Annotated in this window: 14 protein-coding genes; 7 read left to right on the plus strand and 7 right to left on the minus strand. The window is 76.1% G+C overall.

Translation table 11 applies throughout. The features are described from left to right. Positions 1-96 precede the first annotated feature (96 nt). The 4 genes from NF338_RS03200 (at position 97) to surE (ending at position 3,437) form a co-directional block, all read left to right on the plus strand. Positions 97-660, plus strand: coding sequence for a TIGR03086 family metal-binding protein (locus NF338_RS03200; RefSeq protein ID WP_264029788.1), 564 nt, complete (start codon positions 97-99; stop codon positions 658-660). A 91-nt stretch (positions 661-751) separates the two neighbouring features. Next, positions 752-1,597, plus strand: a complete 846-nt coding sequence (locus tag NF338_RS03205) for a glycerophosphodiester phosphodiesterase (RefSeq protein ID WP_264029472.1) — start codon at positions 752-754, stop codon at positions 1,595-1,597. Positions 1,598-1,626: 29 nt separating this feature from the next. Continuing rightward, the gene (locus NF338_RS03210; protein WP_204539656.1) at positions 1,627-2,628 is read left to right on the plus strand and encodes a 1-phosphofructokinase family hexose kinase; all 1,002 of its coding nucleotides are present in this window, start codon (positions 1,627-1,629) and stop codon (positions 2,626-2,628) included. 41 nt (positions 2,629-2,669) lie between these two features. Further along, positions 2,670-3,437 (plus strand): 5'/3'-nucleotidase SurE, encoded by a 768-nt coding sequence (gene surE / locus NF338_RS03215; protein ID WP_264029473.1) that lies wholly within the window; start codon positions 2,670-2,672, stop codon positions 3,435-3,437. Between the two features lie 49 nt (positions 3,438-3,486). On the opposite strand, the gene NF338_RS03220 is transcribed toward surE, so the two are convergent. Together NF338_RS03220 and NF338_RS03225 are read right to left on the minus strand one after the other, a co-directional pair. Continuing rightward, entirely contained in the window at positions 3,487-5,136 is a 1,650-nt protein-coding gene (locus NF338_RS03220) for a mechanosensitive ion channel family protein (protein WP_264029474.1), read from the minus strand. Positions 5,137-5,165: 29 nt separating this feature from the next. Further along, positions 5,166-5,873 (minus strand): antibiotic biosynthesis monooxygenase, encoded by a 708-nt coding sequence (locus NF338_RS03225; RefSeq protein WP_264029475.1) that lies wholly within the window; start codon positions 5,871-5,873, stop codon positions 5,166-5,168. A gap of 124 nt (positions 5,874-5,997) precedes the next feature. Here NF338_RS03225 and NF338_RS03230 point away from each other — a divergent pair, with 124 nt between their 5' ends. The 3 genes from NF338_RS03230 to NF338_RS03240 all read left to right on the plus strand — a co-directional run bounded on the left by NF338_RS03230 (position 5,998) and on the right by NF338_RS03240 (position 9,569). Beyond that, on the plus strand, positions 5,998-6,414 hold the full coding sequence (locus NF338_RS03230) for a pilus assembly protein CpaE (protein WP_264029476.1): 417 nt from the start codon (positions 5,998-6,000) through the stop codon (positions 6,412-6,414). 32 nt (positions 6,415-6,446) lie between these two features. Then, on the plus strand, positions 6,447-7,748 hold the full coding sequence (locus NF338_RS03235) for a threonine/serine ThrE exporter family protein (RefSeq protein WP_264029477.1): 1,302 nt from the start codon (positions 6,447-6,449) through the stop codon (positions 7,746-7,748). Between the two features lie 357 nt (positions 7,749-8,105). After that, on the plus strand, positions 8,106-9,569 hold the full coding sequence (locus NF338_RS03240) for a D-alanyl-D-alanine carboxypeptidase family protein (RefSeq protein WP_264029478.1): 1,464 nt from the start codon (positions 8,106-8,108) through the stop codon (positions 9,567-9,569). A gap of 117 nt (positions 9,570-9,686) precedes the next feature. Here NF338_RS03240 and NF338_RS03245 read toward each other — a convergent pair whose 3' ends face one another. Genes NF338_RS03245 through NF338_RS03265 form a run of 5 tightly spaced genes read right to left on the minus strand, consistent with a single transcriptional unit; the run spans position 9,687 to position 13,801 of the window. After that, positions 9,687-10,556 (minus strand): prenyltransferase, encoded by an 870-nt coding sequence (locus tag NF338_RS03245; RefSeq protein WP_264029479.1) that lies wholly within the window; start codon positions 10,554-10,556, stop codon positions 9,687-9,689. Further along, on the minus strand, positions 10,553-10,879 hold the full coding sequence (locus tag NF338_RS03250; RefSeq protein ID WP_264029480.1) for a lycopene cyclase domain-containing protein: 327 nt from the start codon (positions 10,877-10,879) through the stop codon (positions 10,553-10,555). The genes NF338_RS03245 and NF338_RS03250 overlap by 4 nt, the downstream gene beginning before the upstream one ends. Then, positions 10,876-11,217, minus strand: coding sequence for a lycopene cyclase domain-containing protein (locus tag NF338_RS03255; RefSeq protein WP_264029481.1), 342 nt, complete (start codon positions 11,215-11,217; stop codon positions 10,876-10,878). Before NF338_RS03255 ends, NF338_RS03250 begins: the two co-directional genes overlap by 4 nt. Beyond that, positions 11,214-12,890, minus strand: coding sequence for a phytoene desaturase family protein (gene crtI / locus NF338_RS03260; protein WP_264029482.1), 1,677 nt, complete (start codon positions 12,888-12,890; stop codon positions 11,214-11,216). Before crtI ends, NF338_RS03255 begins: the two co-directional genes overlap by 4 nt. Beyond that, positions 12,887-13,801 carry a phytoene/squalene synthase family protein gene (locus tag NF338_RS03265; RefSeq protein WP_264029483.1) on the minus strand — a complete coding sequence of 305 codons (915 nt, stop codon included), beginning with the start codon at positions 13,799-13,801 and terminating at the stop codon, positions 12,887-12,889. Before NF338_RS03265 ends, crtI begins: the two co-directional genes overlap by 4 nt. Between the last annotated feature and the right edge of the window lie 70 nt (positions 13,802-13,871).

Genomic DNA, 13,871 nt, shown 5'->3' on the forward strand with positions numbered 1-13,871 from the left:
CGCGGGCTGACCGACCGGACCGCTCCGCCTGCGCTCGACCTGCGGTGCGCGGCGCGGCGTGCCACGGTGGAGGCTCACGAGGACCCGGAGGTGCGCATGGACGTCCTCGCCGCCCACGGCGACGCGATCGGCGCGTTCGACGCGCTCGTCCGCCCGCTGCGCGACGACCAGTGGTCGCTGCCCACCCCGGACGCCGACTGGACGGTGCGCGACCTCGTCAACCACCTCACGGCCGAGCAGCTCTGGGCGCCCGAGCTGCTCGCCGGGCGCTGGGTCGAGGACGTCGGCACCGTCTTCGAGGGCGACGTGCTCGGCGACGACCCGGTGGACCGGTGGGTCGACGCGTCCGTCCAGGCCCGCGAGGCGTTCCTCGCACCCGACGCCCTGGACCGCCGGGTGCACCTGTCCTACGGCGACGAGTCGGGCGCGGAGTACTGCGCCCAGATGACGTTCGACCTCGTGGTGCACGCGTGGGACCTGGCCCGCGCCGTCGGGGCGGACGAGACCGGCGAGCCCGCGCTGGTCGCGTGGGCGCTGCACTACGCGGAGGCGCGCTCGACGTTCCTCGAGCCGGGCCCGCTGTTCCGCGGCCCGCTCGACGTCGACGACGGCGCCGACGACCTCACGCACCTTCTCGCGCTCACGGGCCGCCGCCGCTGACGGTCGCACGCCGGGTGAACGTTCGCGGAACGGTCCGCCCGGCGGCGGGCCCGGCAGGACGTCGGCGCCGGTCGCGCGCGAGACTGGCCCCATGCCCTCCACCGCCGCCGGTCGTCCCCCGGAGCAGCGCACGACACCGCACCCCGCCCGCCTGCTCCAGCCCGCCGCGGACCGCGGGGGCCGCCCGCTCGTCGTCGGGCACCGCGGCAACTCGTCCGTCGCGCCGCAGAACACGCTCGCGGCGTTCGAGGCCGCGGCGCGCGCGGGCGCGGACGCGATCGAGCTCGACGTGCACCTCACGGCCGACCGGCAGGTCGTCGTGCTGCACGACGACGTCGTGGACGAGACGACGGACGGGACCGGCCGCGTGGACGGGCTCACGCTGGCCGAGGTGCGCGCTCTCGACGCCGGGTCGTCGTTCTCGCGCGCGTTCGCGGGCCAGCGCGTGCCCACGTTCCAGGAGGCCGCGCGGCTCGTGGCCGCGCGGCCCGGGCTCGGGCTGCTGGTCGAGCTCAAGGGCGTCTGGACGGTGGAGGACACCCTGCTCGTGACGAAGCAGGTCGACGACGCGGGCCTCGCCGGGCGCGTGCTCGTCCAGTCGTTCTGGCCGCCCACGGTCGCCGCCCTGCGCGACGCCGCGGGGCACCTCGACCGCGCGCTGCTCCTCGCGCTGCACCCCGACAGCCTCGGTGAGCTCGTCAGCGTGTGCGCCGACCTGGGGGTCGTGGCCTGCAACCCGGAGGTCGCGCTCCTCGCGCACGAGCCAGGCCTCGTGGACACGCTCCACGAGGCGGGGCTGCGCGTGCACGTCTGGACCGCGAACACGACGGACGAGTGGGACGACCTCCTCGTGCAGGGCGTCGACGGCATCATGACCGACCGCCCGGACCGCCTCACCGGCTGGCTCGACGCGCGGTTCGAGGATCTCGACGGGTGAGCCCGCCACCGCGCCCCTAGCGTGGACGGATGAGCGCCACCCCGACGCCCTCGCCCGGTCCGCTCCCCACCCCGCCCGACCCGTCCGGACAGGGACCCGCACGCGTCCCGGCGGTGTGCGTGCTCGCGCTGACACCGCTGCTCACCGTGGAGATCGAGCCCGCCGGGCCGTTCGAGACGTCGCCCGAGGTGCACGTCCACCCCGGCGGCCAGGGCCTGTGGCTCGCGCGCATGGCGTACTCGCTCGGCGCGCAGGTCGTGGTGTGCGGGCCGTTCGGCGGGGAGACGGGGACGGTCGCGGCGCACCTCGCGCGCGCCGAGCACCTCGACCTGCGCGCGACGACGACCGGCGGCAACGGCGCGTACGTCCACGACCGCCGCAGCGGGCACCGGGAGGAGGTCGTGACCATGGACCCGTTCCCGCTGAACCGGCACGAGGTCGACGACCTCTACGGGACGGTGCTCGTGTCCGGGCTCGACGCCGCGGTGACCATCCTCACCGGGTCGGAGACCGCGATCGGGGTCCCGGCGTCGTTCTTCGGGCGGCTCGCGCGCGACCTGCACGCCTCGGAGCGCCAGGTGGTCGCCGACCTCTCCGGGGAGCAGGCGCGCGCCGTGGCCGACGCACCCGGCGCGGTGCTCAAGATCAGCCACGAGGAGATGGTCGACGGCGGGTTCGCCGACGACGACACCGAGGCGGCCCTGCTCGCCGCCGCGCGCGGCATGGTCGACGCCGGGCCGCGCGCGGTCGTCGTGTCGCGCGCGCACGACCCCTCGCTGCTCGTGACGCGCGAGCACACGTACACCGTGCGCACGCCGCGCATCACGACCGTCGACCACCGCGGCGCGGGCGACTCCATGACGGCGGGCATCGCCGTCGGGCTGGGCCGCGGTCTCGAGCTCCCGGACGCCGTGCGCCTCGGTGCCGCGGCGGGCGCGCTCAACGTCACGCGGCGCGGGCTCGGCACGGGCCGCCGCGACCAGATCGAGCGCCTCGCGCGCCGCATCACGGTGCGCGAGGCCCGCACCTGAACCCGACCGACCCCGACCCCCGACCACAGAGGAGAACCACCGTGCGCGCCCTCGTGACCAACGACGACGGGATCGACTCCCCCGGCCTGGCGGTGCTCGCCGGGGCGGCGCTCGACGCCGGCTACGAGGTCGTCGTCGCGGCCCCCGCTCGCGAGTCGTCGGGCGCCAGCGCGTCCCTGCTCGGCGCCGAGCGCGACGGCCGGCTCGCCGTCGAGCCCCGCCGGGCGCCGGGCCTGCCCGACGACGTGACCTCCTACGCCGTCCGCGCCGCCCCCGCGCTCATCGCCTTCGTCGCCGCCTACGGCGGGTTCGGCCCCCGGCCGGACCTCCTGCTCTCGGGAGCGAACAAGGGCGCCAACACGGGGAACGCGATCCTGCACTCCGGGACGGTGGGCGCGGCGCTGTCGGCGATGACGCACGGGATCCGGTCGCTCGCCGTCTCGGTCGACGCCGCGGAGCCGCAGCACTGGGACACCGCGCGGCTCGTCACCGACCACGTCCTCGCGTGGATGGACGACGACGCGGCGCGGGACGTCCCGCTCGACCGGCGCACGCTCAACGTCAACGTCCCCGACGTCCCGCCGGACCGGCTGCGCGGGCTGCGGCAGGCTCCGCTCGCGACGTTCGGGCTCGTGCAGGCGAACATCCACGAGGACGGCGACCGGCACCTGGTGCTCCAGTACTCCGGCACGGAGCGGCACTCCGAGCCCGACTCCGACACGGGCCTGCTCACGCGCGGCTGGGCCACCGCGACGCTCCTCGTCGCGCCGTACGCCGACGCGACGGTCGAGGTCCCTGGCCTGACCTGAACCCGTTCGTGGGGTCGGTCGAGCAAGGGGACGCGTCCGGGTCCGGTCCTCAGCCTCGGGGGCGGCGGTCGCCGTCCCCCGGGTCGCCGTCCCCGTCGTCCCCGGGGACGCCGTCCTTCTCGTCGGCGGGGTCGCCCGATCTCGCCTCGTCGGTGGTGTCCTCGTCGGGTACGGCGCCGTGCTCGGCCGTGCGCTCGCGCTCCTCGATGACGTCCTGGCCCGGTCCCGCGAACGCGCGCGACCGCTCCTCCCCCTCGGGGGTCCCGCTGAAGAAGGCGGACTCCGCAGCCTCGGGCGTCGCGTCGTCGTGCCCGACGACGGGGAGCGGCCGGGTCCCTCCCGGCACCTCGGCGTCGTGTCCGGTGCGGGCGCCGACGTCCCGCTCGTCCGGTCGCCCCACCGGGCCCGGCACGACCCCGACGAGGCGCGTCGGGTCCTCGCTCGGCGCGGCGCCCGCGCCCGCCCCCGCGCGCCGGATCGTCCCGAGGACCACGGGCGCGTCGGCCCGCCGCGAGCCACGCTCGGCGGGCAGGCGAGGCGGGCGCGCCGGGGCGACGGGGGCTCCGTCCCCGCCCTCGGCGGGGCCCGCCACGTCGCCTCGGGCGCCGTCGCTCGCCGCGGCGACCGACCCGTCGTCGGCCACGTCGACGGCGTCCGCCGCCCGTTCGAGCCGTGTGCGCGGCAGACCTTGCGGCGCCGCGCGCTGGAGCCAGTCGACGAGGCCCTCGCGCACGAAGCACCGCAGGTCGAACAGCGTCGGGGCGTCGTGCGCGCTCACGAGGGCGCGGACCCGCACGAGGCCCCCGACGGCGTCGGTCACCTGGAGGATGCCGACGCGCTCGTCCCACAGGTCGGTGAGCGCGAGCAGACGCCGCAGCTCGGCCCGCATCGGGCCCACCGGCACCTCGAAGTCGAGGTCGAGCTCGACGGTCCCCAGCAGGTCGGCGGCGCGGCGGGTCCAGTTCTGGAACGGCGTCGTCGTGAAGTACGTGGACGGCATGATGAGGCGGCGGTCGTCCCAGAGGTGCACCACGACGTACGTCATGGTGATCTCCTCGATCCGGCCCCACTCGCCCTCGAGGACCACGACGTCGTCCACGCGGATCGCGTCGGTGAACGCGATCTGCATGCCCGCGAACACGTTCGCGAGCGACGTCTGCGCCGCGAGGCCCGCGACGATCGAGATGAGCCCCGCCGACGCGAGCAGGCTCGCCCCGGCGGCGCGCGCCGCCGGGAAGGTGAGCAGGATGCCCGCGACCGCGCACACGACGATCACCGCCACGGTCAGTCGGCGCAGCACCGTGATCTGGGTACGGACGCGGCGCGCGTGCCGGTTGTCCGCGGTGTCCATGCGGTAGCGCTGGAGCGCGGAGTCCTCGAGCACGAACGCGATCGCGCCCACCCACCACGCGCCGACGACGATGAGCGCGATGAGCAGGAGGTGCTCGACCGCGGGGCGCCACGGCGTGGACGCGTCCGTCGTCAGGCGGACCGCGATCCACACCGCGACGACGGTGAGCACCGCCCGGTCCGGCCGGCGCAGCCGCCGCGAGAGGTCGCGGGCGAGCTCGCTGCGCCGGCCCGCCCGGCGGACCACCGCGGAGATCACCGTCCCCAGGACGAACGCCAGCAGGACGCCCGCCGCGACCGCACCGAGGGTGACGAGGACGTCGGTCGTGTTCTCGATCTCGGTGTCCATCCCCCCAGGCTAGGCAGGGCTCCGGGTGGTCACCTCCGGGCCGCGGGACGGGAGCGACGCTCCCCGCCCCGTGGTGGGCGGGCGAGCCACGGGGCGAGCAGCCGCGTCACGCGCGGCAGCACGAGGTAGGTCATGACGGGCGTGAGGACGAGCGTGGTGGCGAGCACGCGCGGGACGACCGGCACCGCGTCCCAGGCCGGGACCAGGCTCCCGACGAGCAGCGTGAACGCGAGGTTGACCGGGAAGAACCCGAGCCAGATGCTCACCGACTGCTTCCAGCGCGGCGGCGCCGCCGCGCTCGCCGGTGGCGCGGTCGACGTCGGGGCGTCGAACCAGCCCTCGATGCCCGTGCGCCGCTCGACCCGCGTCTCCTCGACGAGGTCGCGGCCCTGCGCGAGCCAGCGGACCCGGTCCGGCGACGTCTCCCACGCGTCGAGCGTGGTGGCGTCGGCGAAGCGGTAGAGCATGTGCCAGTCGTGCGACCCGGCGGACGCACGCACCCAGCCGGAGCCGAGGAACCCGGGGTAGCGGTTGGCGAGGTTGACACCGGTCTGCACCCAGCGCGTGACCGCGGGGACGTTCTCGGGCAGGACCCTCCGCTCGATCGCGACGGTCACCGGCCCGGCGGCGGGGGTGATGAGCGGACGGTGGTCGGCACGGGCACGCGGGGTCGGGGGCAGGGCACGGGCGGGGTCGCCGCCGGTCCGCCGCTCGCCCTCGGGGACGTCGTAGGTCATGGGACGAGTGAACGTGGCAGGTGTTTCCGGGTCGTGAACCTGCGCGGGCGCGGGACGGATCGTCCCGCGGGTCGGGACGACGGCCGACGCGCGGGCCGCGCGGGCCGGGCCTACCGTGGCAGGCATGATCTCGTGGGAGCTCGCGCTCGCGCTGCGCGACGCGGGCGTGCGGTGGTCCCCGGCGTCGGGCGACCGCTTCCGCCTCCTCGCCACGGGCGGCGACGGCGACGTCTTCACCGTGAGCGACATGACGATCGAGCCGCACGAGTTCGACACCGGCGTCGTGCTCGGCTTCAACGGGACCACCGAGTGGGCGCTCGACTCGGTCGCGCTCGAGGACGCGCTCTGGCACCCGCTCGAGGAGCAGCTCCGCGAGCTGCTCGGGGGCACCTTCCGCGCGCTGGAACGGTCGGCGGCCGGGTACGTCGTGCGCACCGAGGTGCTCGACGACCTCGCGACGTTCGCCGGGACGGACGCGGCCGACGCCTACGCGCGCGCCCTGCTCGCGCTCGTCGCCGCGAGCACCGAGGACCCGCCCTGACCCGCCGGCGGACGACGAGCTGGCTCGAGGACGTGCGACGCGCTCCGTCCGTCGTGCGACGCGTGCTGCGCGCGCTGGGCGACGAGCCGCCCCCCGCGGTCGATCCCGAGCCGCCCGAGGTGTCGCCCGACCTCGTCCCTCTTCTGCGCGAGCTCGGGACCGCGCTGCTCGACTCCGGGCGCTCCGTGACGGACGTCGGGGACGACCTGGAGGCCGTCGCGCGGCGCTCGGGCGCGTCGACCGTCGGCACGCTCGTCCTCCCGACCGGCGTCTTCGTCCGGGTCAGCACCGCGGGTGGCACGGTCGCCGACTTCGCGGCCGCCGCCGCGAGCGGACTCAACCTCGACCAGATCGGGGCGCTCACGACCCTCGTGCACCGCCTGCGCACGACCGACGTCCCGCTCGCCGAGGCCCGCGCCGAGCTGCGCGCGATCGTCGAGCGCCCGCCGCGGTTCGGCGCGGTCCTCACGATCGTCGGCCACGGGCTGCTCACGATCGGGTTCGGCCTCGTGCTCAACCCGACCGCCCGGCTCCTGCCGGTCTACCTCGCGCTCGGGATCCTCGTCGGCGCACTGCGCTGGCTCGGGACCCGGTGGCCGACGCTCGCCACCGCCCTGCCCGTCGTCGCGGCGTTCGTCGTGACGCTCCTGGCGGTCGACGTCGTCCACCCCTGGCTGGGCGACGACCCGCTGAGCGTGCTCGTGCCGCCCCTCGTCTCGTTCCTGCCCGGCTCGGTGCTCACGGTGGCCGCGATCGAGCTGACGAGCAACCAGATCGTCGCCGGCGCGAGCCGGCTCGTGTACGGGGTCGCGCAGCTCCTGCTGCTCGTGTTCGGGGTCGTCGCGGGCGCGGCGGTCGCGGGTCCGCTCGTCGCCGCCCCCGCCGCGGACCAGCTCGGGTGGTGGGCGCCGTGGGTGGGGATCCTCGCCGTCGGGCTCGGGCAGATGTACTTCGCCTCGTCGCCGCGCGGCTCGCTGCCCTGGGTGCTGCTCGTCCTGCTCGGCGCGTACGCGGCGCAGCTCGCCGGGGCGCTCGCCGCGGCACCGCTCGCGGGGTTCGTGGGCGCCCTCGTCATCGCTCCGCTCGCCGCGCTCGTGGAGCGGACGCCGCACGGGCCGCCCGCCGCCGTCACGACCCTCCCGGCGTTCTGGCTCCTCGTGCCCGGGGCGCTCAGCCTGCTGGGCCTCTCCGACCTGGTGAACGGCGGCCCGGAGGCGGCCCAGGAGATCGCGAACGCGGTCGTCGCCGTGTTCGGGATCGCGCTCGGCACACTGGTCGGGTCGGCGGTCACGCGGGACGCGGGACGGGTGACACGTACCCTCTTCACATCCTGACCACACGGTCGGCACCCCATTCCCGAGGCTTCCCCCCGTCAGGGCGCCCCGCTGGACACCTGTCTAGTTGAAGATGGAACAGCCGACCGGTCTCCGTGGTCCACCCTGCGACCAGACCAGCCGGCGTCGTGGTGAGAGGGCGCACGCGCCCCGCCCCGACCGCACGCCGTCGTGGTCACCCAGCGCTCCGTCCTGCGCAGGTGCACCAGGGATGGGAGCGCTCCCGCGTTCGACCGCCCGCGACCACGGCCCGATGATCGGATCGTTCGCTTGACCACTGCACCGCACCAGAGCACCGCACCGCACACGACCAGCACCACCGGCGCGCGCCTCGCCGCCCCCGGCGAGGCGCGCTAGATGGGCCGCCACACCGCGAGCCGGGCCTCGCTCCCCGCAGCCCTCGCCTCCGCCGCACGCCGCGGCGCGCACGACGCTGCCCGCGTCGCGCCCCGGCGCCGCCGGACCCTCGGGACCGGCGCCGCCGTGGCGGCCGTCGCGCTCACCGCGAGCACCGCCGCGGCCGCCTTCGCCGACGGCGGTGCGCCGTCGGCGGCTGTGCCCGCCGACTCCTCGTCCGCGGCACCGACCACGTCGACCCCTGCCGGCACGACGCCCGTGGCCCTGGGGGCGATCGCGGCCGACCCCGCCACCGTCGACGCGGCGGGCGACGCCCTCGTGCGGGCACAGTTCCTCACCGGGGAGGGCGCCGCCGGGCTGACTCCCGAGCAGATCGCCCAGATCGAGGACGCGCGCACCCGGCTCAGCACGGCCGTCACCGCGGCCTCCCCGACCGACGGCTCGTCGGCGTTCGCCGGCCTGCCCGCGCTCGCCGACTCCGGGCTGGGCGGGACCGCGGACGACACGGCGGCCGACACCGCCGACGACGAGGCTGCCGACGACAACGCCGCGGTCGACACCGAGGGCGACGCGCTGCTGACCGCGTCCGACACCCTCGAAGCGAGCGTGCCGCACCTCGCCGAGCGCGGCTCCGACCGTGCGAGCCGGTCCTCGGCCCGCACGTCCCTCGAGGACCTCGCCGCCCTCCCGACGCTCGAGCCGACCGTGCCGGACCTGGCCACGGCGTCGGACGAGTCCTCGGACGAGGCGGGGACGGCGGCGGCGCACGACGCCGCGACGAGCGCTGACACCTCGACCGAGTCCCCCGAGGAGGACGCCGCGGCTGCCGACTCGGCGACCGCGTCGCCCGACCTCACCACCGGGACGGCGACGGACGCCGCCACCGACGCCGCCGAGACGCCGGCGCCCGCGGGGTCCACCGAGGAGATCGCCGCGCTGACGGCCGAGCTCGCCACGCTGCTCGACGCGGCCGGCTCGGGCGTGACCGTCCAGGTCGTGCCCGGTCCGCCGTCGGCCGCGGAGGTCGCGGCCCAGCTCGACCAGTGGGCCGCGTCCACGGCCGGCTTCGGCAACGGGCAGATCCCCGCGAGCGCGCTGTGCGAGCTGTCGTTCGCGCCGGGCGAGCAGCTCCGCTGCGACGCCGCGCACCAGATCGAGGCGCTCAACCAGAAGTTCGTCGAGACGTTCGGCGTGAATCTCTCCGTGACGGACTCCTACCGCTCCTACGCCTCGCAGGTCGCCGTCAAGGCGTCGCGCGGCTACTTCGCGGCACCCCCCGGCATGTCGAACCACGGCTGGGCGCTCGCGCTCGACCTCGGCGGCGGCATCCAGGGGTACGGCACCGCGCAGTACGAGTGGATGCGCGCCAACGCACCTGCCTACGGCTGGGACAACCCCGAGTGGGCACGCGCCGGCGGCTCGAAGAACGAGCCCTGGCACTGGGAGTACGGCGACCTCTCCTGAGGCTCCCGCTCCCCCGACCACGGCCCCGGCGCCGCGACGACCTCGCGGACCGGGGCCGTCGTCGTCCCCGGACGGCGACGCCGCCGCCGACCGCCGCCCGTCGGGTCCCGCCGCGGGTCAGGCGAGCGCCGTCGCGACGAGCAGCATCGTCACGAGGAAGCCCGTCACGAGGTTGAGCCACAGGAACGTGCGCCAGCCGGCGTTCGCGCGCTCGCAGTCGTCGTCGCGCACGTCGCGGAACCGCAGCACGTTGGCGGCGTACGGGAGCGGCAGGAGCGCGGCGAGGACGCCGGGCCAGGGCAGGACGGCGAGGACGGCCGCGGCCGCGACGTAGGCCGCCGCCGCGCCGAGCACGGTCGCGTGCGCGCCGACCGCCGTCGCGACGGACGCGATGCCACCCTCCCGGTCCGCGCGCACGTCCTGCACGGCGCCGAACGCGTGCGACGCCATGCCCCACAGGACGAAGCCCACGAGCACGGGCCACACCGAGCGCGCCGACAGGTCCGCGTCGACGAGGACGAGCGCGTACAGCAGCGGCCCGGCGAAGTGCATCGCCGACGTGAACGAGTCGAGGAACGGGCGCTCCTTGAACCGCAGCCCCGGGGCGGAGTAGGCGACGACGCCGAGCACGACGAGGGCGAGGACCAGCCCGGCGAGCGGGTCGCCGAGGAGCACGAGGGCGACGAGGAACGGCACGTTGGTCGCCACGCACGCGCGCAGGACGCGCCGGTGCGTCACGCGCGCCGTCGCGGGGTCCGCGAGGGCCCCCTCGATCCCGCCCTTGCGTGGGTTGCGCAGGTCGCTGGCGTAGTCGAAGACGTCGTTCACGCCGTACATGAGCAGGTTGTACGGGACCAGGAAGTACAGCGTCCCGACGACGAGCGCGAGGTCGACCCGGCCCCCGGTCGCGACGAGGTAGCCCGCCGCGAACGGGTAGGCCGTGTTGATCCACGAGAAGGGCCGGGACGCGGCCAGCACGTCCTTCACCGGGCCTCCTCGTCCGGTCGGCGGTCACGGGCGGCGCGGCCGCGCGACCCGAGCACCGTCCACAGCACCGGCATCGCCAGCGCGGCGGCGAGCGCGTAGGCGAAGTCCTCGAGCGGCGCGCCCCAGAGGTAGACGCCGAGGATCTTGTCCGGGTCGTAGACGTAGAGGTCGGCGGCGATCATGAGCGTGTCGAACACGAGCGTGAGCACGCACAGCACGACGGCCGTCACCACGAGCGGGCCGGGCCGCAGGCGCCGCAGCACGCGCCACGACACGGCGACGAGGACCGCCAGGACGGTCACGTTGAGCACGAGGTTCGTCACGCGCCGTCCTCCGCCCGGCTCCGTCGTGCGGCGAGCGCGCGCTCGGCGCCGCGCCACACGAGCAGCGCGGTGTAGCACAGGAGGGTCAGGAAGACCGCCTCCTCGACGGGGAGGTCGGGCGCGAGCAGGAGACCCGTCATCCACGGGCTCTCCCCGCGCGCGAAGATGCCGAGCACGAGCCCCGCGGCGTCCCAGAGGAGGAACGCCACGACGCCGAGCCCCACCGTGAGCGCGGCGCGACGCGGGTCCGCCCAGAACGCGAGGCGGAAGCGCCGGTCGAGCACCGCGAGGCCGGCGAGCGAGACCGCGAGCGCCCCGAGGTAGACCAGACCCGTCACCGGCGGACCTCGACCGGTCGCGCACCAGACGGCCGGACCCGCTCGGGCCGTCGGCTCGCCGCGAGGAAGCCGGGGCGCAGCGGCGTCGGCAGCGGGCGCGACGACGTCTCGCCGAGCAGGCGCTTCGCGACGAGCTCGGCGCTGATGAGGCACATCGGCAGTCCCACTCCCGGGATCGTGCCACCGCCCGCGTGGTAGAGCCCGTCGACACGGCGGGACGCGGTGCCGGGCCGCCACAGGGCGGACTGCCGGAGCGTGTGCTCCATGCCGAGCGCGCCGCCGCGCCACGACGAGAGCTCGGTCGCGAAGTGGGCGGGCCCGAGCACGCGCCGCGTGACGACCCGGCCCGGGAGGTCCGCGACGCCCGCCCATCGGCCCACCTGGGCGAGGTAGCGGTCCGCGAGCGCGTCGAGCGTGCGGCGCGACGCGGCGTCGCCGCCGAGCGCCGGGTCGGCGGGGAACGGGACGAGGAGGAAGAGGTTCTCGTGCCCCGGCGGGGCGGCGGGCGCGTCCGACGAGGGCCCGTCGGTCGCGGACGTACGCGACACGTAGAGCGACGCGGGGTCGGGGACGCGCAGCCCCGCGGGGTCGCTGCGCCGGTCGGTGCCGAGCACTGCGTCGAAGTTCGCGGGCCAGTCGCGCGTGAAGAAGAGGGAGTGGTGCGCGAGCTCGGGCAGCTCGCCCCGCACCCCCGCGAGCACGAGCAGAGCCGAGATCCCCGGCCCCTTGTCCTCCCACGACGCGGCGGGCAGGTCGGCCCACGCCGGGTCCAGGAGGGCGGTCTCGGTGTGGTGCCGGTCCGCGGCCGAGACGACGACGTCCGCCGCGACCACCTCCCCCGAGGCGAGGCGGACGCCCGTGACGCGCCCGCGCCGTCGGGCACCGGGGACCACCTCGATCCCGGAGACGTCGGCATCCGTCCGAAGCTCCGCGCCCTCCTCGCGGGCGAGGCGGGCCACGGCCTCGATCAGCGTGTGCATGCCGCCGCGCGGGTACTGCACGCCGTCGACCAGGTCGAGGTGGCTCATGAGCGAGTACAGGGCGGGGGCGCGGTAGGGCGAGGAGCCGAGGAAGACGGCGTGGTACCCGAGGAGCTGTCGCAGCCGAGGGTCCTCCACGGCGCGCGCGGCGCGGTCCGCGAGCGACGCGCGCAGCAGCGCCGCGAGGCGCGGGAGACGGCGCAGCACCTGCGGGGCGAGCGCGCGGTCGGGCCGCTCGAACGTGGTGTAGAGGAAGTGGTCGAGCGCGAGCCCGTACGCCTCGCTCGCCTCGGCCGCGTACGCGGCCACGCGGTCGCCCGCCCCGGGCTCGATCGCGTCGAACCGGGCACGGTTCACGCCCGGGCTCGCCGAGAGCTCGAACGTGGACGGCGCACCGCCCGGGTCGTCGGGCTCGAAGAACACGCGGTACGCCGGGTCGAGCGGGACGAGGTCGAGGTGGTCGTCGACGCGCGCGCCGAGGAGCGCGAAGAAGTGCTCGAACACCTCCGGCATGAAGTACCAGGACGGGCCGGTGTCGAAGCGGAACCCGTCCAGCTCGAGCGTGCCCGCCCGGCCGCCCAGGTCCTCGTGCCGCTCCAGCAGCGTGACGGTCGCACCCCCGCGCGCGAGCAGCGCGGCGGTGGCCAGCCCCGAGATCCCGCCCCCGACGACGACGACGCGGGGTGCCCTCACGCGAGCACCTTCCGCGGGCGCGGGGACCGGCCGGACGCCACCTGGCCGAGGAGCTGTCCGCCGGCGGCGCGGGCCGCGAGCGCGACCTTGACGGTGTCGGGGACGCGCACGCGCGCCCGCAGGATGTCCTCCGGAGGCGTCGCCGCGAGGCGGGCGAGGAGCCGCTCGTAGACCGCGACCGTCGCCGCGACGGCGATCCGCGGCCGCACCGGGAGCCCTGGGAGCGCCGCGCGCGCCGCGGCGAGGTCCTCGTCGACCTCGTGGCAGAACGCCTCGACGTCGCGACGGCGCAGCCGCCCCGGGACGACGCCGGGCAGGTAGGCGCGCCCGAGCTCGTCGTGGTCGGTGCGCAGGTCGCGCAGGAAGTTGATCTTCTGGAACGCGGCGCCGAGCGCCCGCGCCCCGCGGACGAGGACCGGGTCCGCGACCCGGGGCGGCTCGCCGGCGCGGCGGCGCGCGTTGAGGAAGACCGCGAGGCACATGAGGCCCACGACCTCGGCCGAGCCGTACACGTACCGCTCGTAGCTCTCGCGGTCGTGCACGCGCACCGTGAGGTCCGTGCGCATCGACGCGAAGAAGGGGTCGACCTCGCCGTGGCCGATGCCGCACCGGCGGGCGGTCAGCGCGAACGAGTGCACGACGAGGTTGGTCGACCACCCGCGGTCGAGCGCGCGCGCCACCTCGGTCTCCAGCTCGTCGAGGAGATCGGCCGCGCCGTCGCCGCGGCGCGTGTCCACGACCTCGTCGGCGATGCGGACGAGGCCGTAGACGGCGTCGATCCCGTCGCGTGTCGGCGCGTCGAGCAGGCGCGCGCCCAGCCCGAACGAGGTCGAGTAGGACGCGAGCACGACCCGGCTCGTGCGCGCGGCGGTCAGGTCGTACAGCCGTGCCGGGTCGCTCTCGTCGCGCACTGGTGGTCCCGTCTCCCGTCGCCGGGGCACCTCCCCGGTCATTCCTCAGCATGCTGAGGAATGTAGGGTC

It is taken from the genome of Cellulosimicrobium sp. SH8 (assembly GCF_025818875.1).
GTDB classification, from domain to species: Bacteria; Actinomycetota; Actinomycetes; order Actinomycetales; family Cellulomonadaceae; genus Cellulosimicrobium; species Cellulosimicrobium cellulans_D.

What these genes read in the sequence shown, in the direction of transcription:
- NF338_RS03200 (WP_264029788.1), top strand. Translation starts at nt 97, where the DNA reads ATGGACGTCCTCGCCGCCCACGGCGACGCGATCGGCGCGTTCGACGCG.
- NF338_RS03205 (WP_264029472.1), top strand. Translation starts at nt 752, where the DNA reads ATGCCCTCCACCGCCGCCGGTCGTCCCCCGGAGCAGCGCACGACACCG.
- NF338_RS03210 (WP_204539656.1), top strand. Translation starts at nt 1,627, where the DNA reads ATGAGCGCCACCCCGACGCCCTCGCCCGGTCCGCTCCCCACCCCGCCC.
- NF338_RS03220 (WP_264029474.1), bottom strand. Translation starts at nt 5,136, where the DNA reads ATGGACACCGAGATCGAGAACACGACCGACGTCCTCGTCACCCTCGGT.
- NF338_RS03225 (WP_264029475.1), bottom strand. Translation starts at nt 5,873, where the DNA reads ATGACCTACGACGTCCCCGAGGGCGAGCGGCGGACCGGCGGCGACCCC.
- NF338_RS03230 (WP_264029476.1), top strand. Translation starts at nt 5,998, where the DNA reads ATGATCTCGTGGGAGCTCGCGCTCGCGCTGCGCGACGCGGGCGTGCGG.
- NF338_RS03240 (WP_264029478.1), top strand. Translation starts at nt 8,106, where the DNA reads ATGGGCCGCCACACCGCGAGCCGGGCCTCGCTCCCCGCAGCCCTCGCC.